Below are 19550 nucleotides of genomic sequence, written 5' to 3' on the forward strand. Positions count from 1 at the left end.
AACGTGTGTTCGTGCCGTCTACACCGACCCTGGCGCTGATCGCGCTCGGCCTCGTCGTCCTCGTGGCGATCGGGGTTCGAGTCCTCCGATCCTTGCGCCGACTCGCCCGCGCCCGCACTCTGGTGGGGGACGGGGTCGGGAACGGCGTCGGCCTGCTGAAGGCGCGGTCCGCAGCGCTGAAGGTGGCCCTCGCCGGACGGCGGCCCCAGGAACAGGCCCGCACCAGGGCGAACCCCGCGTACGATCGTCGTGGCGGGGGAGACAGGAGGATCACCAATGGGTAACCTCGGACCCACCGAGCTGATCATCATCGCTGTGGTGATCATTCTGCTGTTCGGTGCGAAGAAGCTTCCTGACATGGCCCGGTCGATCGGCAAGTCGGCGAAGATCTTCAAGGCCGAGACCAAGGGCCTGCGCGACTCCGACCCGGACGACGCGCCTGTCCAGCAGCAGCCCGTGCAGCAGCCGGTCCAGCAGCTCCCCCCGGTCCAGCAGCTCCCCCCGGCCCAGCCGCAGGTGCAGCAGCAGCCGCAGGTCGCTCCCCCGATCGAGCAGACCGCGCAGAACAAGGCCACCAACAACTGACCTCCCGGGTCCCGTGACTTGTAAGGACGGTCAGCGAGGTGGCGAGTCCGTTCCGGTGGTTCGCTGAACGCCGGGAACGCGGCAGGCGCCGTCGGGGCAACGCCGACGGCACGATGTCGCTCAAAGAGCACCTTTACGAGCTGAGGTACCGCCTCGGCCTGGCGATGCTCGTCATCGCCGTCGGTGCGATCTTCGGCTTCATCTGGTTCCAGGTGCGGCTCGGCCCGATCCCGTCGCTGGGCGACATCCTGACGGGGCCGTACTGCCAGCCCGACCTGGAGCCCTATCGGGCCGACATCACCAAGGACGGCCGCTGCGCGCTGCTGCAGACCGAGCCGTTCGAGATCTTCCTCGTGCAGCTGCAGGTCGGCACGGCCGCGGGCGCTGTGCTGCTCAGCCCGTTGTGGCTGTACCAGATCTGGGCGTTCATCACGCCAGGGCTCTACCAGAAGGAACGCAAGTTCGCGCGGGTCTTCGTCGGCGCCGGCGCGCTGCTGTTCGTCGCGGGTGCGGTGCTCGCCTACCTGGTCGTGCCCGAGGGGTTGAAGGTGCTGCTCGGCTTCGGCAGCGGCAACTGGACCACGGCGCTCACCGGCAGCAAGTACATCAACTTCGTCATCACGATGCTGTTCATCTTCGGTGTCAGCTTCCTGATCCCGCTGGTCGTGGTGATGCTCAACCGCGCGGGCGTGCTGTCCTACGAGCGGCTGTCCCAGTGGCGGCGCGGCCTGATGATGGGCCTGTTCGTGTTCGCCGCCGTCGCGACGCCGGGCACCGACCCGATCTCGATGGTCGTGCTGGCGATCGCGCTGGTGCTGCTGTTCGAGATGGCGATCCAGATCGCGCGCGTCCACGACAAGCGCAAGGCCAAGCTCCGCGCCGCCGACGGCTGGGACGCGCTCGACGACGACGAGGCGGCGCCGTTCCACTACGTGGCCTCCGACGCCGAGGGCAACGACCCCGGTGAGAAGGCCGTCGCGCCGGAGCAGCCGAAGCGCGTGAACTACGACGACGCCACGTGACGCGGGCGGCTCTGCTGGTCTGCCCGGCGTCGGGCAAGGGGCGGGCGGCCCGGATGGCCGGGTCGACCGCCGCCGCGCTGCGCCCGCACGTCTCGTCGTTGACACAGCTCGTGGCGCACGACGCCGAGGGCACGCTGGCGATGGCCCGCGAGGCCGTCGCCGACGGTGTCGACCTGCTCGTCGTGCTCGGCGGTGACGGAGCAGCGCACCTGGGCGTCCAGGCGTGCGCGGGCACACCGACCGCTCTGGGCATCGTCCCGGCGGGCACCGGCAACGACTTGGCGGACGCCATCGGGTCGCGGACCGTCGAGGACGTCGTCCACGGCACCCGCAAGACCCTCGACCTGGGGCGGCTGTCGACGGGGCAGTGGTTCGCGACGGTGCTGTGCGCCGGGTTCGACTCCGCGGTGAACGAGCGGGCGAACGCGATGCGCTGGCCCGCCGGCCCTCGCCGCTACGACCTCGCGATCCTCGCCGAGCTGGCGTCGCTGAGGTCGGCGCCGCTGGTGGTGACGACCGAGTCGGAGACGTTCTCGCTGGACGCCACGCTCGTGGCGGTCGGCAACACGCCGAACTACGGCGGTGGCATCCCCGTGTGCCCCGGCGCCGACGCGAACGACGGGCTGTTCGACGTGACGGTCGTGGAACACGCGAGCCGCGCGATGCTGATGCGAATGCTGCCGACGTTGCGCACGGGCAAGCACACCGAGCACCCGGCCGTGCGGACGTTCCGCGCGCGGGAGGTCTCCCTGGCCGGGGGCAACGGCTGGGTCGCCTACGCCGACGGGGAACGCCAGGAGGCGCTGCCGGTGGCGATTCGGACGGTTCCCGGCGCCCTCACCGTCGTGGGTCGCTAAGTTATAGGGCTGATCGTTCCGCTCCAGTTCTTTCGGTAGGGATTCATGGAGACTCTTGAGTTTCAGTCCGAGGCGCGTCAGCTGCTGCAGCTGATGATCCACTCGATCTACTCGAACAAGGACACGTTCTTGCGCGAGCTGGTGTCGAACGCCTCCGACGCGCTGGACAAGCTGCGCCTGGAATCCTTCCGCGACAAGGACATGCAGGTCGACGTCGACGACCTGCACATCGTGATCGAGACCGACCCGGCGGAGCGCACCCTCACCGTGCGCGACAACGGCATCGGCATGACGCGCGAAGACGTCGTGCGCCTGATCGGCACGATCGCCAAGTCCGGCACCGCGGAGTTCCTGAAGCAGCTCAAGGAACAGCAGTCCTCGACGTCCGACCTGATCGGCCAGTTCGGCATCGGCTTCTACTCGTCGTTCATGGTGGCCGACAAGGTCACCCTCGTGACGAAGTACCCCCACGCCGAGAAGGGCGTGCGCTGGGAGTCGACCGGCGAGGCCACGTACACGATCGAGGACGTCGACGACGCCCCGCAGGGCACCTCGGTGACGCTGCACCTCAAGCCGTCCGACGACGAGGACCGCCTGCCCGACTACACCGAGCCGTCGAAGATCCGCGAGATCGTCAAGCGCTACTCGGACTTCATCACCTGGCCGGTCCGCCTGGGCGGCGACGAGATCAACTCGCGCAAGGCCCTCTGGGCCCGCCCCGCCTCCGAGGTCACGGAGGAGGAGTACGCGGAGTTCTACCGCCACATCAGCCACGACTGGAACGCGCCGCTCGAGACCATCCGCATGCAGGCGGAGGGCACCTTCGAGTACCAGGCCCTGCTGTTCCTGCCCTCGCAGGCCCCGATGGACCTCTTCATGCGCGACGCCAAGCGGGGCGTCCAGCTCTACGTGAAGCGCGTCTTCATCATGGAGGACTGCGCCGAGCTGATGCCGGAGTACCTCCGCTTCGTCAAGGGCGTCGTCGACGCGGCGGACCTCTCGCTGAACGTCTCGCGCGAGATCCTGCAGCAGGACCGCCAGATCCAGCTGATGCGCCGCCGCCTGGTGAAGAAGGTCCTCTCGTCGATCAAGTCGCTCATGGGCTCCCGCCCCGACGACTACCGGAAGCTCTGGGGCGAGGTCGGCGCGGCGCTGAAGGAGGGCCTGCTCTCCGACCACGACAACCGCGACGCGATCCTCGAGATCTGCTCCTTCGCCTCCACGAACTCCGAGGACACGCCCACCACGCTGGCCGAATACGTGGGGCGCATGAAGGACGGCCAGGAGCACATCTACTACATGACCGGCGACTCCCGGGTCGCCGTCGAGAAGTCCCCGCACATGGAAGCCCTGCGCGCCAAGGGCTTCGAGGTCCTCATCCTCACCGACCCGATCGACGAGATGTGGGTCGACTCCGTCCCGTCCTTCGACGGCAAGACCCTCCAGTCCGTCGCCAAGGGCCAGGTGGACCTCGAGACCGACGAGGAGAAGTCCGCGAACGAGGCCAAGGCCGCCGAGCTCGCCGACCTGCTCACGTGGCTGAAGGAGCAGCTCGCGGACGACGTGAAGGAGGTCCGCCTCTCGTCCCGCCTGACCACCTCGCCCGCCTGCGTGGTCGGCGACGCCCACGACATCACCCCGACCCTGGAGAAGATGTACAAGGCGATGGGCCAGGAGCTGCCGAAGATCAAGCGGATCCTCGAGCTGAACCCGTCCCACCCGCTGGTCGAGGGCCTGCACGGAGCGTTCGCGGCCGGCGAACGCGACGGTCTGGCCGACACCGCCGAGCTCCTCCACGGCCTCGCCCTGCTGGCCGAGGGCGGCGAGCTGGCCGACCCGTCCCGCTTCGTGAAGCTCGTGGCCGACAGGGTGCAGCGCACCTTCTAGCGGCCGGCCCCGTCGCAGGCGTGGCGGGTGGCTGTGCGAACGCGGCCACCTGCCACGTCCGGTGCCGACGGGGTGGCGTCAGGCAGGCGGAGTACCGCCTGCCGGGCGTGGCAGTGCCGAGCGGAGTGCCGCCCGCCGGGCGTGTCAGTGCCGAGCGGAACGGTGCCGGGCGAGGTGGCGGCCGGGCTCCGAGCACTGCGGCGCCGGGCAGGCTCGCGCAGGGGTCCCCTCTGATTTCGGGTCCCCCGCGACCCAACGTACTCGCGGGGTCTGACAGTCCCCGCCGGTCCGGAACGACGTGAGCCACCATCGACAACCGCGACGGCGAAGCCGAGCCGTGCGGGCCAACAGCCTCTGACCAGCGGTGATAGCGCAATCGTCGCGAAGCGGCGATGACGCGAGCACGTGCGATACGGGACCCAAGGCGACCCACCCGGCAAAGTGACATCGCCCCACCGAAGTGACCACCCCGCTGGAACAGGAGTCGGCCACCCCCGAGCCGACCCGCACAGCCGGCGACCCAGCTCGGAATCCACAAACCCCTCGATAGCTTCAGTGCAGCCTGAAGTTAATCAATCTCAACGGCAATTGTCGGTGCGATGTGAAAGCCTGAAGGGGTGTCACGTGCTTCGCGGTCCCCGGCCGAGGCCTACGCCGCTTCCCGGCGTCGCGCTCAGCGGCCCAAGCTGACCGACTTCGGCTCCGTCATCTCGTTCGAGCTGGACCCGTTCCAGCGCCAGGCCTGCGAGGCCTTGGAGGACGGTCACGGAGTGCTCGTCTGCGCCCCCACCGGCGCCGGCAAGACGGTGGTGGGTGAGTTCGCCGTGCACCTCGCGCTGAGCGAGGGGCGCAAGTGCTTCTACACCACGCCCATCAAGGCGTTGAGCAACCAGAAGTTCGCCGACCTCACCGCCAGGTACGGGCCGGAGAACATCGGTCTGCTCACCGGCGACACGAGCGTGAACGGCGGTGCGCCGGTCGTGGTGATGACGACCGAGGTGCTGCGGAACATGCTCTACTCGGGTTCGTCCACTCTGGACGGTCTCGCGTACGTCGTGATGGACGAGGTGCACTACCTGGCGGACAGGTTCCGCGGTCCTGTGTGGGAAGAGGTGATCCTGCACCTGCCCGAGCACGTCCAGGTGGTCGGGCTGTCCGCGACGGTCAGCAACGCCGAGGAGTTCGGCGAGTGGCTGGTCGAGGTGCGCGGCGACACCACGGTCGTGGTCGACGAGCACCGGCCCGTGCCGCTGTGGCAGCACATGATGGTCGGCAACCAGATGCTCGACCTGTTCGAGGGCGACGAGACGCACGCGCGGATCAACGCCCAGGTCCTGCGCAAGACCGAGGAGCTGACGCGGTACCACGTGCCGTTCAGCCGCGGGCGCAACCGGGGTGGTGGCGGGGGCCGGCCGCCGCGCAACACCGGGTACAAGCCGCCGTCGCGCACCGACATGATCCAGCGGCTCGACGCCGCGAGCCTGCTGCCCGCGATCGTGTTCGTGTTCAGCCGCGCGGGCTGTGACGCGGCGGTCGCGCAGACGGCGCGGGCCGGGTTGAGGCTCAACACGCCGGAGGAGACCGAGCAGGTCCGCCGGATCATCGACGAGAAGACGCGCGACCTGCCCGAGGCCGACCTGATGGTCCTCGGGTTCTGGGAGTGGCGGGAGGCGCTCGAACGCGGCATCGCGTCGCACCACGCCGGGTTGCTGCCCGCGTTCAAGGAGACCGTCGAGGAGCTGTTCGTCCGCGGTCTCGTGAAGGTCGTGTTCGCGACCGAGACGCTCGCGCTGGGCATCAACATGCCGGCGCGCACGGTCGTGCTCGAGAAGCTCGTGAAGTACAACGGCGAGGCGCACGTCGACCTCACGCCCGGCGAGTACACGCAGCTCACGGGCCGTGCGGGGCGGCGTGGCATCGACGTCGAGGGGCACGCGGTCGTCGTCTGGCAGCCGGGGATCGACCCGAAGTCGGTCGGTGGTCTCGCTTCCACGCGCACGTACCCGCTGCGGTCGTCGTTCCGGCCCGGCTACAACATGGCCGTCAACCTCGTGCTCCAGCTCGGTGCGGCGTCCGCGCGCGACATCCTGGAGCAGTCGTTCGCCCAGTTCCAGGCGGACCGGTCGGTCGTCGGCCTCGCGCGCCGCATCGAGCGCAACAAGGAGGCGCTCGAGGGCTACTCCGAGTCCATGATGTGCCACCTCGGCGACTTCGCGGAGTACGCGTCGCTGCGCCGGCGCATCGCGGACCGGGAGAAGCAGCTCGCGAAGCAGAACACGAACGCGCGCCGCATCGAGACGGCCAAGTCGCTCGAACGGCTGCGCAAGGGCGACGTGATCGCGGTGCCGTCCGGCCGCCGCAGCGGTCTCGCCGTCGTGATCGACCCCGGTCTCGAGCCGATGGGGGAGGCGAAGCCCCTCGTCGTCACGGAGGACCGCTGGTCGGGGCGCCTCACGTCGGCGGACTTCCCGTCGCCGGTCGAGGTGCTCGGCCACATCCGGTTGCCGCGGCAGGTCGACGTCCGCTCGCCCAAGTCGCGGCGCGACCTGGCCTCGACGATCCGCAACACCGGCATCACCGTGCCCTCGCGCGGCGGCAAGCGGACGACGGCGGACGACGACCCCGAGCTCGCCACGCTGCGCCGCGCCCTGCGCTCGCACCCGTGCCACGGCTGCGACCAGCGCGAGGACCACGCGCGCTGGGGCGAGCGGTTCCACCGGCTGAAGGCCGAGACCGAGCAGCTGGAGCGCAAGGTCGCGGCGACGACGCACTCGCTCGCGCGCCAGTTCGACCGCATCCGCGCGTTGCTGCGCGAGCGCGGCTACCTGAGCGAGTCGGAGGAGGTCACGGCCGACGGCAAGCGCCTGACCAGGCTCTACAGCGAGTCGGACCTGCTGGCGGCCGAGTGCATCCGCCACGGCGTGTGGAAGGGCCTCAAGCCGGAGGAGCTCGCCGCCGTCGTGTCGTCGCTGGTCTACGAGGCGCGCCGGGACGGTTCCGTCGAGGCGCGCCTGCCGCAGGGCCCGGTGGCCGACGCGATGCTCAAGACCGTGCGGTTGTGGGCGGAGATCGAGGACGACGAGCGCCGTCTCAGGCTGGAGCGCATCACGCGGCAGCCGGACGCGGGCTTCGCGTGGCCGGTGTTCCGCTGGGCGCGCGGCGAGTCGCTCGAGAAGGTGCTCAGCGCCGCCGAGGCGGGCGGCAACGAGCTCGGCGCGGGCGACTTCGTCCGCTGGTGCCGGCAGGTGATCGACCTGCTGGACCAGATCCGTGATGTGGTCGGCCGGCAGGACCCGGTGGGCGCGGCGGCGGCGAAGGCCGTCGACGCGCTGCGCCGCGGAGTCGTGGCGATGATGTGACGTGGCCTGACGAAGGTTTTGCGAGTCGGAGTAAAGACTGACGTCAACGGTGTGATTGGATTTCGCCGCAACGTCGTACACACGGAGGTCGACAGATGAGCAGCCCGTACGGACCGTCCGGAGGGAACGATCCGCAGCAGCCCTGGGGCCAGCCGCAGCAGCCGCAGCAGCCCTACGGTGGCGGTTTCCCTCCCGGCACCCCGTCTGGCGGCTTCCCGGCTCAGAACCCCTACGGCCAGCCGCAGCAGCCCCAGCCGGGTCAGCAGCAGCCGTACCCGGGTTTCGACCCGTCGCAGCAGCAGACGCAGCAGTACGGCGTGCCCGGCCAGCAGCCGCAGTCGAACCCGTACGGCACCCCGCAGCAGGACCCGTACGGGCAGCAGCCGCAGCAGTACGGCATGCCGGGCCAGCAGCCCAACCCGTACGGCCAGCAGCCGGGCTACGGCCCGCCGATGCCGCCGAAGAAGAAGTCCAGCGCGGCGATCTGGGTCGCCGCGGTGGTCGTGGTCCTGCTCGTCGGCGCCGTGCTGTTCACCGGCTTCGTGTCGCCGGCCTTTTTCAAGAAGAAGATCTTCGACAACACCGCCGTCCAGAACGGCATCGTCCAGATCCTGAAGGACGAGTACAAGATCTCCGACGTGGGAGCCGCGACGTGCGGCGGTGAGAACGAGGTCAAGCCCAACACCTCGTTCGAGTGCAAGGTCCAGGTCGGGGGCAAGGACAAGAAGGTCAAGATCGTCGTCAAGACCGAGGACGGCGAGTACGAGGTCGGCCAGCCCACCGGCTGATCGCGGTCGTGCCGGAAGGCGCCCCTTCGCACCAGCGGAGGGGCGCCTTCCGCGTCCGGGGAAAACGAGGTGCGTTCGCCGTCGCGCTGGGCGACGATCGCGGGCGTGACGGAGATCCGCGTTCTCAGCGACGAATCGCAGTACCGCGCCCACAACACGCTCTTCCGCCGTGCGATGCACTGGGGCCCGCCCACCGACGAGCAGTGGAAGGTCACGCTGCCCTCCTACGAGCCCGGCAGGGTGCACGCGGCGTTCGAGGGCGACGAGATGATCGGGACGACGCAGTCCTACGGCGGCTCGATGGTGGTACCCGGTGGCGCAGTCGTGCCGCACTCGGCCGTCTCACGTGTGGGCGTCCGCGCCGACTACACGCGCCGTGGCGTGCTGAGCGCTCTCATGCGCGAACAACTCTCCACGCTCCCGGACCCCGTGGCGACGTTGCGCGCGTCCGAGGGCCGCATCTACGGCCGCTTCGGCTACGGCCTGGCGGGCCGGGTGCGGTTCCTGCGCGTGGACGCCCGCCGCGCCGTGATCCCGGGCGGCCCGACCGGCCGGGTGCGCATGGTGGACCTCGACACCGCGGACAAGCTCCTGCCGGAACTGCACACCGCGTTCGGCCTCGGCAGGCCCGGCCAGATCTCGCGCTGGCCGGGGTGGTGGGCCAAGGCGCTCGACCGCAAGTCCGACGGCGACAACATCGTGACCGTGGTCCACAGTGGACCGGACGGCGACGACGGCTACGTGTCCTACAAGGCTTCCTCCGACACGGACTTCAAGCACACGTTGCAGGTCGTGGACTTCGCATGGGCCAACGCCGACGCGTGGCGCGACCTGTGGATCTACCTGACCCGTCTCGACCTGGTCGGCACCGTCGAGGTCGACGCGGCACTCGACGACCCGCTCACCTGGCTCTTCGACGACCCGCGCGCCGTCCACACCAAGGACGTCTTCGACCAGGTCTGGCTGCGCCTGGTGGACGTCCCGCGCATGCTCGCCGCCCGCACCTACGGCGTCGCCGAGCCCGTCGTCCTCGAGGTCCACGACAGGCTCCTGCCCGCCAACACCGGCTGCTACCGCGTCTCGGCCGACGGCGCCGAACGCGTCGAGGCACGACCGGACATCACGATCCCGGTCGACCTGCTCGGCGCGGTCTACTTCGGCGACACGAGGTTCTCGGACCTGGCCGCGGTCAGGCGGATCGAGGGCGCGCGGTTCGGCGACGCGGACGCGTTGTTCGCGAGCCCCGTCGCACCGCTGTGTTCGACTTTCTTCTAGAGCCGCGCAGACGGGGTCCGGAGCGGTGACCGTCCCGGACCCGGTCCGTCAGGCGCGCCGCTCCATCGCGTTCACCAGCCGCGGCACCGAGCTGCCCAGCCCCCAGCGCTGCGTCAGCTCACGCAGCCGCTCCGGGTCGGCGGGCACGCGCGGCACCTCGTCGGAGCGGTCCAGCACGACCGGGGCGTCCAGCGCGGTGCGGACGACCACCGGTGCCGCGGCCAGGTACTCCCCGGCCGCGATGAGGGAGTTGCGGGCCTTGGTGGTGAGCTTGCGGTCCATCGGGTCGGTGACGGCCTTCAGCACGGCGTCGAGGGAACCGAACTCCGTGATGAGCTTGGCGGCCGTCTTCTCGCCGATGCCCGCGACGCCCGGCAGGCCGTCGGAGGGGTCGCCGCGCAGCACGGCCATGTCGGCGTAGGCGGAACCCGCGTTCTCGACCGGCAGCGAGTACTTGGCGGCCAGTTCCTCCGGGCCGAGGACCTCGACCTTGTTCCAGCCGCGGCCGACGTACAGGACGTGCACGGGCGTCGGTTCCCTGCGCACGACCTGGAACATGTCGCGGTCGCCGGTGACCACCTCGACCGGGGACCTCTCCTCGCGGTGGGCCAGCGCGCCGATCACGTCGTCCGCTTCGTGGCCCGCCGCCTCGCCGGTGCAGATGCCGGCGGCGTCGAGCACGTCGAGGATGATCGGGATCTGCGGCGTCAGCGTGTCCGGGACCTCCTCGGACCCGTCGGTCGCGTCCTCGGCGACGCGGTGCGCCTTGTAGGACGGCAGCGCCTTCACCCGGAACTCGGGGCGCCAGTCGGCGTCGAGGCAGGCGACCAGGCGGGCCGCGCCGCGGTCGGTGATGACGCGCGCGATCGTGTCGACGAACCCGCGCACGGCGTTCACCGGCGTGCCGTCGGGCGCGGTCATCGAGTCCGGCAGCGCGTAGTACGACCGGAAGTAGAGGCTCGCGGAGTCGAGCAGCACCAGGGGAGAGCTCACGGGTGGACAAGCTACTAGGCTTTCCGGCATGGCAACGATCACCGGGCCCATCGACGTGTCCGCGCTGCGTGCGCGGCTCGACCGCGCTTGCGCCGCCGCCGAGCAGGCGGGCGTCGACGCCCTGCTCATCTCGCCCGGCTCGGACCTGCGGTACCTGATCGGTGCCGGGGGCGACTCGTTCGAGCGCCTCACCTGCCTCGCGCTGCCCGTGGGCGGCACGCCGAGGCTGGTCGTGCCGAAGCTGGAGCAGCCCGGCTACGCGGCCATCCCGACCGACGAGCTGGGCGTCGAGGTCGTCACGTGGGTCGACGGTGAGGACCCGTACGCGCTGGTCAAGGCCGCGCTGAAGGGCACGCGCGTCGCCGTGGCGGACATGATGCCCGCCCTGCACACCATCAAGCTCGGCAACGCCGTCGGCGGCGAGCAGTCCCTGGCCGGCCCGATCCTCCGCGAGCTGCGCATGCGCAAGGACGCCGCGGAGATCGCCGCCCTGCGCAAGGCGGGCGCCGCCATCGACCGCGTCCACGCCCGCATGGGCGAGTTCCTCCGCGTCGGCCGCACCGAGCGCGAGGTGGCCGAGGACATCGCCGCCGCCATCGTCGAGGAAGGCCACACCGTCGCCGACTTCGTGATCGTCGGCTCCGGCCCGAACGGCGCGTCCCCGCACCACCGCGACTCCGACCGCGTCGTCGAGGCGGGCGAGGTCGTGGTCATCGACATCGGCGGCCCGGTCGCCGAGGGCTACAACTCCGACTCGACCCGCACCTACGTGATGGGCGAGCCCGCGCACGACGACGTCCGCGAGACCTACGCGGTCCTGCAGGCCGCGCAGAAGGCCGCCGTCGAAGCCGTCCGCCCCGGCGTGACGTGCGAGGAGATCGACGCGGTCGCCCGCAAGGTCATCACCGACGCCGGTTTCGGCGAGTACTTCGTCCACCGCACCGGCCACGGCATCGGCCTGGACGTGCACGAGGAGCCCTACATCGTCAGCGGCAACTCCCTGCCGCTGGAAGCGGGCATGGCCTTCAGCGTCGAGCCCGGCATCTACCTGCCCGGCCGCTGGGGCGCGCGCATCGAGGACATCGTGGTCGCCACCCCGGACGGCGTCGAGTCCTTCAACAACCGACCTCACGACCTGGTGGTGCTTTGACCCTCGAGCAGATCGACAGGGCAATACTGAAGGAACTCGCCTCGGACGGCAGGTGCAGCTTCACCGACCTGGCCGAACGCGTGGGCCTGTCCGTCTCGGCTGTGCACCAGCGGGTGAAGCGCCTGGAACAGCGAGGCGTCGTCAAGGGCTACGCCGCCCGCCTCGACGGCGCGGAGGTCGGCCTGCCGATGTCCGCGTTCATCTCGCTGTTCCCGATCAACCCGTCGGAGCCCGACGACTACCCGAAGCGCCTGGAGCACCTCCCGGAGATCGAGGCCTGCTACTCCGTGGCGGGCGACGCCTCCTACGTCCTGCGGGTCCGCGTCGCGTCTCCGGTCGCGCTGGAGGAGCTGCTGCAGAAGATCCGGGAGTCGGCCAACGTCTCCACGCGCACCACGGTCGTGCTGTCGACGCCTTACGAGGACCGCCCGCCCGCGGTGTGAGCGCGGGCCGCACGCGCTGCCGAGGTGGGCGTGCTGGTCATGGGTCGGACGTGACGCTGCGGTGGGGAGGAGCCCGCCGCAGCACCGAGAGCCGGGGTGCCCACCCGAGCTCAGCCGACCCGCCCGTCGGCCAGCACCAGCACCCGGTCAGCCACCTCGTGCACGGCCTCGTGATGGGTGGCGATCAACACCGCGGCCCCCTCATCGGCAACCCGCCGCAACACCGAAACCGCCGCCACCGCACTGGCGGCGTCCAGGTGCGCGGTCGGCTCATCGGCGAGCAGGGCGGCCGGCCGAGCCACCACGGCCCTGGCCAGAGCGGCCCTCTGCCGCTGCCCGAACGAAACCTGCGGGGGAAACCGCCCGCCCACAGCGGAGATCCCCAGCTCCTCCAGCAACGGCGCCACCCCGTCGACGGGCAGCCCGGCCAGCCGCAACGGCAGGGCGACGTTCTCCTCCAGAGTCAACTCCGAAGCCAGCCCCAGAGCCTGGGGCAGAACGGCGCAGTCGGACCAGGGAGCAGGACCGGGCGACACCGACCCGCGATCCGGGACGTCGAACCCGCACAACAACGACAGCAACGCGGTCTTCCCCGACCCGGAAGGCCCGCTCAGCGTCACCAGCTCACCGGCGGACACGGCCAGGTCGACCCCGCGCAGCACCGGGACCCCGCCGAAGGTCCGGTGCACCCCCGCGGCCCGGATCACGACGCGGCCAGCGGGACGCACAGGTCCGCCAACGCGACCAGCCGGGGATCGTGCGACGCCACGACCGCGGGCACCGGCAGCGAGGCCAGCGTCTCCAGCACGAGGTCGGCGGACCGGACGTCCAGCTGCGACGTCGGCTCGTCCGCCACCACGACGGACGCGCCCCGCGCCACAGCGCACCCGAAGGCCAGCCGTTGCTGCTGCCCGCCGGACAGCGCGCCGACGCGCCAGGTCGCGGACCCGCCCAGCCCGAGGCGGTCGAGCAGCGACAGGTCGCCGGCGCCGGCCGCGCGCAGGTTGTCGCCGACGGTCAGGTGCGTGATCAGGTTGTCCTGCGGGTTCTGGAACACGACCGCGATCTCCTTGCGCCGCAACGCGCGCAGGTCCGACCACGACAGGGCCGAGGTGGGCACGTCGCGCACGTAGACCTCGCCGGCGGACGGTCGTTCCACGAGGGACAGCACGCGCAGCAGGGTCGACTTGCCGGAGCCGGAAGGGCCGGACAGCACGGTGAGGCCGGGCGCGATGGACAGCGACATGCCCGAGACGGCGCGCACGGAACCGTAGGACACCTCTACGCCACAAGCGCGGATCACCTGAGCAGCTCTCCCATCCGCGCGGTTCGCACACCGCGCAACGCAAGCCATGCCGCGACGAGGACCACCACGGCACCACAGCCCACCATGACACCGAGCAGCGGCAGCAGGTTCGGAAGCATCGGTGCAGGGTTGAGCCAGGGGGCGGGGTCCAGGCGCGGCACGGCCGCTCCGGTGCTCGTGAACGACGCCAGCAGGCCGACGGCCAGCGCCAGCGACGCGAGCGCGCCCACTTCCAGCAGGTGGCTCGACCACAGCACCGACGGGCGCATGCCCATGCGGGTCGAGAGGGCGCCGGAGACGGCGTTCTGGCGGCGGCGCACCTCGATCGCCAGCAGCAGGGCCACGGCGGCGACCACGGCCAGCACGACGCCGATCGCGGCCACGAAGCCGAACGTCCACTCCACGGTCAGGAACGGCAGGCCGTCGAGCACGCGGGCGCGGTCGGCGACGTTCGTGTAGTGGATGCCCTGCGCCTGCAGCGCGGAGGTCAGGTCGGCCAACGGCAGCGCCGACCACAGGTGCCACGAGCCGACCTGGTCGACGGCGGGCACCGAGTCGCGCGCGAGGACGTAGCCGCGCGTGCCGAGCTTCGGGAACGACGGCAGCGACGCCACGGGCTTGAGCAGCGGCAGACCCGGGATCTGGATCTCCTGGTTCGCCGAGCGGCCGATGCGCACCGCGGGTGCGATGTCGCCGGTGCGCTTCAGGTCCGAGATGAGCGCACGGACCGAAGCGGCGTCGTCCAGGACAGCCGCGTCGGTGAACGTCGCCGGGTCCACCACCAGCGCACCGGTGCTGACGCCGACGAGAGTTGTGTTGCCGCGCAACGACGACGGCAGCTCGACGCGTCCGAGGGCGATGTCCTGCGACACCTGCACGGTGCTGTTCGCGCCGACGAACACGCCCGACTTCGAGGCCAGCGCCGACTGCTGCGCGCCCGCCACCGTGCTGCCGACGGCGATCGTGCCGACCGCCAGCACGCCCACGAGCAGCACGCCGGTCACGGGTCCGGCAGCCGCGGCCAGCCGGCGCACCGCGAACTGCGCGGCCGGGACCTGCCACCACCGCACGCGGTGCGACCAGCCGAGCGACCAGCGCAGCAGCCTGGTCGCGAGCAGTGCCGCCGCCAGCACCACGAGCAGCGGGAACGCCAGCGCGGCCACGTCCACGCGCGGCAGTGAGCCCGCTTTCGGCGACGTGCCGAGCCCGTTGTCCGACAGCCGGAACCAAGCGAGCACGGCGAGGGACGCCACGACCAGCTCCCACGGCACGAGGCTGAACCGTCGCGCCCGCGCCCGCCGCTGGAACGTCCGATGCGCCCGCCACGACGCCACGAGCACCGTCACCGCCAGGCTCAGCACCACGACGCCGAGCACGAACCCCGGTGCCACCCACAGCGTTCCGGGAGCCAGTTCGACGCCCGGCGCGTACAGGGGCAGCAGCAGCCGCGCGGCCACCAGCCCCAGCACTCCGCCCAGCACCAGCGGCAGACCGAGCTCCAGCACACCGCGGAAGCCCAGCGCCAGCGGACTCGCCCCGCGCACCCACAGCAGCCGCAGCTCCGAGTGCCGCCGCTGCGCCCACTGCACGGTCACGGTGCCGACGCCCGCGAGACCGACCAGCACGCTGATGAGCACCAACGGCAGCAGCGCCGAGGAGACGTTGCGCTCGGACGTCCGCGCCGCCGCGATCGCACCGGACAGCAGGTCGGTCCGCGTCAACGGCAGCCCGAGCGCCGTCAGCCGCGCGTTGCCCTGATCGCGCAGGGATTCGGCCTCGTCGAGCGTCGAGAGCCGCGCGGAGGCGAAGCGCAGCGTCACGGTGGCGTTCGACGCGAACTCCGGCGGCAGCAGCGCGAGGTCGGACGGGCTGGACACCCAGATCACCGACGTGCTGGCGCCGTCACCGCCCAGCGGGTTCGGCACCGCGGTCTTCGCCTCGGAGCACCACCACCCGTCCACCGGCTGCGCCAGGTCGGCGTAGATGGCGGTCACCACGAGAGAGGATCCGGTCAGCCGGTCGCCGACGCGCACCTTCGCGGCCGTGGCGATCGTCCGCGGCACCCACAGGCCGGTGCCGCCGCCCTGCAGGACGGTCAGGTGCGCCTGCGCATCCGGCCGGTAGCCGAACCGGCCGTAGGTCGCGATGCCGCCGAAGTCCGGCCTGCCGATCCGCGAGTAGGCGCCGCCGAGGTCGCTGCGGGCGGCCATCGAGACGGCCTGCGACAGCGGCAGGCCCTCGCCGTCGAGGCCGGGGTGCACGGTGTGCGGGCAGATGCGGTCCTGCTGGTAGGCGAGCGCGGCGCTGCCCGAGGCGGACGAGTGCAGCGCGGCGGCGGCCACCACGAAGCCCAGCAGCAACGTCGTCACGATGCTCACGACGAGGGTGAGCGGACTCGACAGCGCTGCCCTGGGCGCGGCTCTCCACGGCAACTGCACGAGCGCACGCTAATCGGCGTTCGTCGTTTTGGGGAGGCTTCAGGAGGTAACGGAACGCATGACGCCGACCCGTCCAGGTCGTGCGGCGCGTCCAGCACGCTGTCGGGGAGGCGGCCGCGCGGTCCACGTCGGCCACGTCGGCCACCTCGGCCACCTCGGCCACCTCGGCCACCTCACAGTGCGGCGACTTGAACGGTCCGACGGCTAGAGCGCGAACCCCTCCGGGAACGGATCGGTCGGGTCGAGCAGGTACTGGCCCATTCCCGTGATCCACGCGCGTCCGGCCACGGTGGGCACGACGGCCGTCCGGTCCCCGAGAGGCACCTCCTCCAGCAGACGGCCGATGAACCTGGTGCCGATGAACGACTCGTTGACGAAGTCCTCCCCGATCCCCAGTTCGCCGCGGGCGTGCAGCTGGGCCATCCGGGCGCAGGTGCCCGTGCCGCAGGGGGAGCGGTCGAACCAGCCGGGGTGGATCGCCATCGCGTTGCGCGAGTGGGCGCCGTCCTCGCCGGGCGCGGTGAACTGGACGTGCTTGCAGCCGCTGATCGCCGGGTCCACGGGGTGCACCGGGCGGTTCACCGCGTTGATCCGGTCCATGATGGACAGTCCGGCGGCCAGGACCCTGTCCTTCTCCGCCCTGTCGAACGGGATGCCCAGGTCCGCGAGCGGCACGATCGCGTAGAAGTTGCCGCCGTAGGCCATGTCGTAGCGGACCTCGCCGAGCCCCGGCACCTCTACGACCGCGTCCAGCTCGTGCGCGTACGCCGGGACGTTGCGGATCGTCACGAGCTTCGTGCGGGTGTCGTAGTCGGCGAGCACCAGCCCCGCCGGGGTGTCGAGGCGGACGGTGGTGACGGGTTCGGTCACCTCGACCATGCCGGTCTCGACGAGCACCGTCGCCACGCCGATGGTGCCGTGCCCGCACATCGGCAGCAGGCCGGAGACCTCGATGAACAGCACACCCCAGTCGGCGTCCCGGCGGGTCGGCGGCTGCAGGATCGCGCCGCTCATGGCCGCGTGGCCGCGTGGCTCGTTGACGAGGAGCCTGCGGACGTGGTCGTGGTCCTCGATGAAGTTCAGGCGCTTCTCGGCCATCGTCTCGCCGGGGATCACGCCGACGCCACCGGTGACGACGCGTGTCGGCATGCCCTCGGTGTGGGAGTCGACGGCGCTGAAGTACTTCGCGAACCTCATGACGTGGCCAGCGCCATGTCGGCGTCGACCTGCGCGAGCTGCTCGGCGCTCAGCGGGCCGCGCGGGGGACGGCACGGACCGCCGTAGCGGCCGACGTAGTCCATGGAACGCTTGATGGCCTGGACGAACTCGGTGCGCGAGTCCCAGCGGAACGCCGGCACGAGCTTCTCGTACAGCGCGCGTGCCTTGTCCAGCTCGCCGTCGCGCGCCAGGGTGAACAGCTCGACGCTCTCGGCGGGGAACACGTTGGGGTAGCCCGCGAACCAGCCGGTCGCGCCCATCAGCAGGCTCTCCAGCACGACGTCGTCCGCACCCGCCACGACCGTGAGGTGCGGGGCGGCCGCGCGGATCTCCAGCACGCGCCGGACGTCGCCGGAGAACTCCTTGACCGCCACGACGTTCTCGATCTGGCCGAGCTCGGCGAGCAGGTCCGGGGTCAGGTCCACCTTGGTGTCGATCGGGTTGTTGTAGACCATGATCGGCAGTCCTGCCTTCGCGACCTCGCGGAAGTGGTGCACCACCTCACCGCGGTTGGCCCGGTACGTGGTGGGCGGCAGGCACAGCACGCCGTCCGCGCCGTCCTCGGCCGCGAGCTCGGCCCAGTGGCGGGCCTGGTGCGCGCCGACGCCGTGCACGCCGATGACCGCGATGCCCTTGCCCTTCACCGCGGCGATGGCGGTCTGCGCGACCTCGCGGCGTTCGGCATCGGTCAGCGACGAGTACTCGCCCAGGGAGCCGTTCGGGCCGACGCCGCGGCAGCCGTTCTCGACGACCCACCGGCAGTGCTCGGCGAACCTGTCCAGGTCGGGGCGCAGTCCTGCCGGGGCGTTCTGGTCCTCGGCGTAGGGGAGCGCGGTGGCGACGATGACGCCGTCGAGGCGTTCGGTCATGACTTCTCCTCCGGGAGGTCGGCGAGTTCGCCTAGGGGGATCGGGACCGCGATCACGCGGCGCTGGCCGTCGAACGGGACGCCGGTCAGCTCGGCGGCGTTGCGGGCGCAGATGCGGCCCTGGCAGCGGCCGAGCGCGACGCGGCTGGACAGCTTCAGCTCGCGCATGCTCGTGGCGTCGGTGAGGTCGGCGAGGCGGACCTTCTCGCAGCGGCACACGGTGGTGTCCTGGTCGAGCCACGTCCGCCAGCCGGGCTGGACCTCGTGCGCCCTGGCCAGTGCCGCGGCGAACAGGCGGCCTCTGCGCACGGCCTCCAGCGCCTTCCCGGGGGGCGTCAGGCCGGCCGCGGCGGCCCCGGCGACGACACCCTCCGCCTCGGCCAGGTCGGCACCGCCGATGCCGGTGACCTCGCCGGCCGCGTAGACGTCCTCGACCGACGTCCGCTGGTGCTCGTCGACCTCCAGGAAGTCGTTGGTGCGCCTGGCTTGCGGCACCAGGTCGGTGCGGGGGAGGAAGCCGTGGCCGATGCAGACCAGGTCGGCCTGGACGGTGCGGTGGCTGACCGGGTGCCAGCCGCCGTCGAGCTTGGCGACGGTGACGTCCGGACCGCGCTTGGCGATCACCGCCGTGCGGGTTTCCAGGCGCGGCAACACCTTCCGGTAGCGCGCGAGCTCGCCGACCTTGTGCCGGTTGGCGGCGACGGCCTTCGCCTCGCGCAGCCACCGGGCGGGGGAGGAGGCCTCGTAGACGCCGACGAGCGTGGCCCCCAGGTCCTGCAACGCGGTCGCGACGGGCAGCAGGAACGGGCCGGTGCCCGCGACGATCACGCGTCCGGCCAGTGTCACGCCCTGCTTCGCCAGCGCCTGGGCGGCGCCCGCGGTGATCACCCCGGGGCCGTCCCAGCCGGGGAACGGCAGCGGGCGGTCGTAGGCGCCGGTCGCGATGACGAGCTTGTCGAACGCCAGCCGCCGCGGGCCGCGCAGGTGCAGCGTGTGGTCTTCGACGAGCCACGCCTCGGTGTTCCCGAGGTGCGTCACGCCGCTGTGCTGGAAGCCGGCCCGCCCGCGCAGGTACTGGCCGCCCGCCTCGGGTTCCGAGTCGACCATCGTGACCTCGGCGCCCGCGTCGGCGGCGGTCCTCGCGGCGGCCATGCCGGCCGGTCCGGCTCCCACCACGACGACCCTCACGGCGTCGTCCTGATCACGTCGCCGTCGCGCAGCGGGTGGCGGCACGCGCGGACCTCGGGCACGCCGTTGATCTCCGCGACACACCCGAAGCACACGCCGATGCCGCAGAAGAACCTTCCGGGCAACAACTCCGCGACGTGGGCGACCTCGCGCTGCTGTCCGTTGAACGTCAC

General features: G+C 71.3%; 18 protein-coding genes. 10 read left to right on the plus strand and 8 right to left on the minus strand.

Going from position 1 to position 19550, the window contains the following annotated elements; all coding sequences use genetic code 11:
• Positions 1-11: 11 nt before the first annotated feature.
• The 8 genes from BLQ91_RS18520 to BLQ91_RS18555 all read left to right on the plus strand — a co-directional run bounded on the left by BLQ91_RS18520 (position 12) and on the right by BLQ91_RS18555 (position 9773).
• Positions 12-284 (plus strand): bacteriophage holin, encoded by a 273-nt coding sequence (locus BLQ91_RS18520; protein ID WP_143022704.1) that lies wholly within the window; start codon positions 12-14, stop codon positions 282-284.
• Positions 277-585, plus strand: coding sequence for a Sec-independent protein translocase subunit TatA (tatA, locus tag BLQ91_RS18525; protein WP_090098107.1), 309 nt, complete (start codon positions 277-279; stop codon positions 583-585). Before BLQ91_RS18520 ends, tatA begins: the two co-directional genes overlap by 8 nt.
• Positions 586-698: 113 nt before the next feature.
• Positions 699-1607: a twin-arginine translocase subunit TatC gene (gene tatC, locus BLQ91_RS18530; protein ID WP_090098236.1), complete on the plus strand. Its 909-nt coding sequence runs from the start codon at positions 699-701 to the stop codon at positions 1605-1607.
• On the plus strand, positions 1604-2464 hold the full coding sequence (locus tag BLQ91_RS18535) for a diacylglycerol/lipid kinase family protein (protein ID WP_090098108.1): 861 nt from the start codon (positions 1604-1606) through the stop codon (positions 2462-2464). The genes tatC and BLQ91_RS18535 overlap by 4 nt, the downstream gene beginning before the upstream one ends.
• A 45-nt stretch (positions 2465-2509) precedes the next feature.
• Positions 2510-4351, plus strand: coding sequence for a molecular chaperone HtpG (htpG, locus tag BLQ91_RS18540; protein ID WP_090098109.1), 1842 nt, complete (start codon positions 2510-2512; stop codon positions 4349-4351).
• A 617-nt stretch (positions 4352-4968) separates the two neighbouring features.
• Positions 4969-7710 carry a DEAD/DEAH box helicase gene (locus tag BLQ91_RS18545; RefSeq protein WP_090098110.1) on the plus strand — a complete coding sequence of 914 codons (2742 nt, stop codon included), beginning with the start codon at positions 4969-4971 and terminating at the stop codon, positions 7708-7710.
• Positions 7711-7805: 95 nt separating this feature from the next.
• Positions 7806-8498: a DUF4333 domain-containing protein gene (locus tag BLQ91_RS18550; RefSeq protein WP_090098111.1), complete on the plus strand. Its 693-nt coding sequence runs from the start codon at positions 7806-7808 to the stop codon at positions 8496-8498.
• A gap of 69 nt (positions 8499-8567) precedes the next feature.
• A complete protein-coding gene (locus tag BLQ91_RS18555) occupies positions 8568-9773 on the plus strand; it encodes a GNAT family N-acetyltransferase (protein WP_090098112.1) in 1206 nt (401 codons plus the stop codon).
• 48 nt (positions 9774-9821) lie between these two features.
• On the opposite strand, the gene BLQ91_RS18560 is transcribed toward BLQ91_RS18555, so the two are convergent.
• Positions 9822-10766, minus strand: a complete 945-nt coding sequence (locus BLQ91_RS18560) for a 5'-3' exonuclease (RefSeq protein ID WP_090098113.1) — start codon at positions 10764-10766, stop codon at positions 9822-9824.
• Between the two features lie 28 nt (positions 10767-10794).
• On the opposite strand from BLQ91_RS18560, the gene BLQ91_RS18565 reads away from it, so the two are divergent.
• Positions 10795-11916 carry a M24 family metallopeptidase gene (locus BLQ91_RS18565; RefSeq protein WP_090098114.1) on the plus strand — a complete coding sequence of 374 codons (1122 nt, stop codon included), beginning with the start codon at positions 10795-10797 and terminating at the stop codon, positions 11914-11916.
• Positions 11913-12359 (plus strand): Lrp/AsnC family transcriptional regulator, encoded by a 447-nt coding sequence (locus BLQ91_RS18570; protein WP_090098115.1) that lies wholly within the window; start codon positions 11913-11915, stop codon positions 12357-12359. Before BLQ91_RS18565 ends, BLQ91_RS18570 begins: the two co-directional genes overlap by 4 nt.
• Positions 12360-12469: 110 nt before the next feature.
• On the opposite strand, the gene BLQ91_RS18575 is transcribed toward BLQ91_RS18570, so the two are convergent.
• The 7 genes from BLQ91_RS18575 to BLQ91_RS43630 form a co-directional block, all read right to left on the minus strand.
• Positions 12470-13063, minus strand: a complete 594-nt coding sequence (locus BLQ91_RS18575; RefSeq protein ID WP_090098237.1) for an ATP-binding cassette domain-containing protein — start codon at positions 13061-13063, stop codon at positions 12470-12472.
• The gene (locus BLQ91_RS18580; RefSeq protein WP_245733610.1) at positions 13063-13638 is read right to left on the minus strand and encodes an ATP-binding cassette domain-containing protein; all 576 of its coding nucleotides are present in this window, start codon (positions 13636-13638) and stop codon (positions 13063-13065) included. The genes BLQ91_RS18575 and BLQ91_RS18580 overlap by 1 nt, the downstream gene beginning before the upstream one ends.
• A gap of 20 nt (positions 13639-13658) precedes the next feature.
• The gene (locus BLQ91_RS18585) at positions 13659-16103 is read right to left on the minus strand and encodes an ABC transporter permease (RefSeq protein ID WP_143022705.1); all 2445 of its coding nucleotides are present in this window, start codon (positions 16101-16103) and stop codon (positions 13659-13661) included.
• A gap of 204 nt (positions 16104-16307) precedes the next feature.
• On the minus strand, positions 16308-17300 hold the full coding sequence (locus tag BLQ91_RS18590; RefSeq protein WP_090098118.1) for a proline racemase family protein: 993 nt from the start codon (positions 17298-17300) through the stop codon (positions 16308-16310).
• On the minus strand, positions 17297-18190 hold the full coding sequence (locus BLQ91_RS18595) for a dihydrodipicolinate synthase family protein (RefSeq protein ID WP_090098119.1): 894 nt from the start codon (positions 18188-18190) through the stop codon (positions 17297-17299). Before BLQ91_RS18595 ends, BLQ91_RS18590 begins: the two co-directional genes overlap by 4 nt.
• Positions 18187-19377 carry an FAD-dependent oxidoreductase gene (locus BLQ91_RS18600; RefSeq protein ID WP_090098120.1) on the minus strand — a complete coding sequence of 397 codons (1191 nt, stop codon included), beginning with the start codon at positions 19375-19377 and terminating at the stop codon, positions 18187-18189. The genes BLQ91_RS18595 and BLQ91_RS18600 overlap by 4 nt, the downstream gene beginning before the upstream one ends.
• Complete coding sequence (locus tag BLQ91_RS43630) at positions 19374-19550, minus strand: 2Fe-2S iron-sulfur cluster-binding protein (protein ID WP_342670650.1); 177 nt, start codon at positions 19548-19550, stop codon at positions 19374-19376. The genes BLQ91_RS18600 and BLQ91_RS43630 overlap by 4 nt, the downstream gene beginning before the upstream one ends.

This window comes from Lentzea jiangxiensis, assembly GCF_900104175.1.
Lineage (GTDB): Bacteria > Actinomycetota > Actinomycetes > Mycobacteriales > Pseudonocardiaceae > Lentzea > Lentzea jiangxiensis.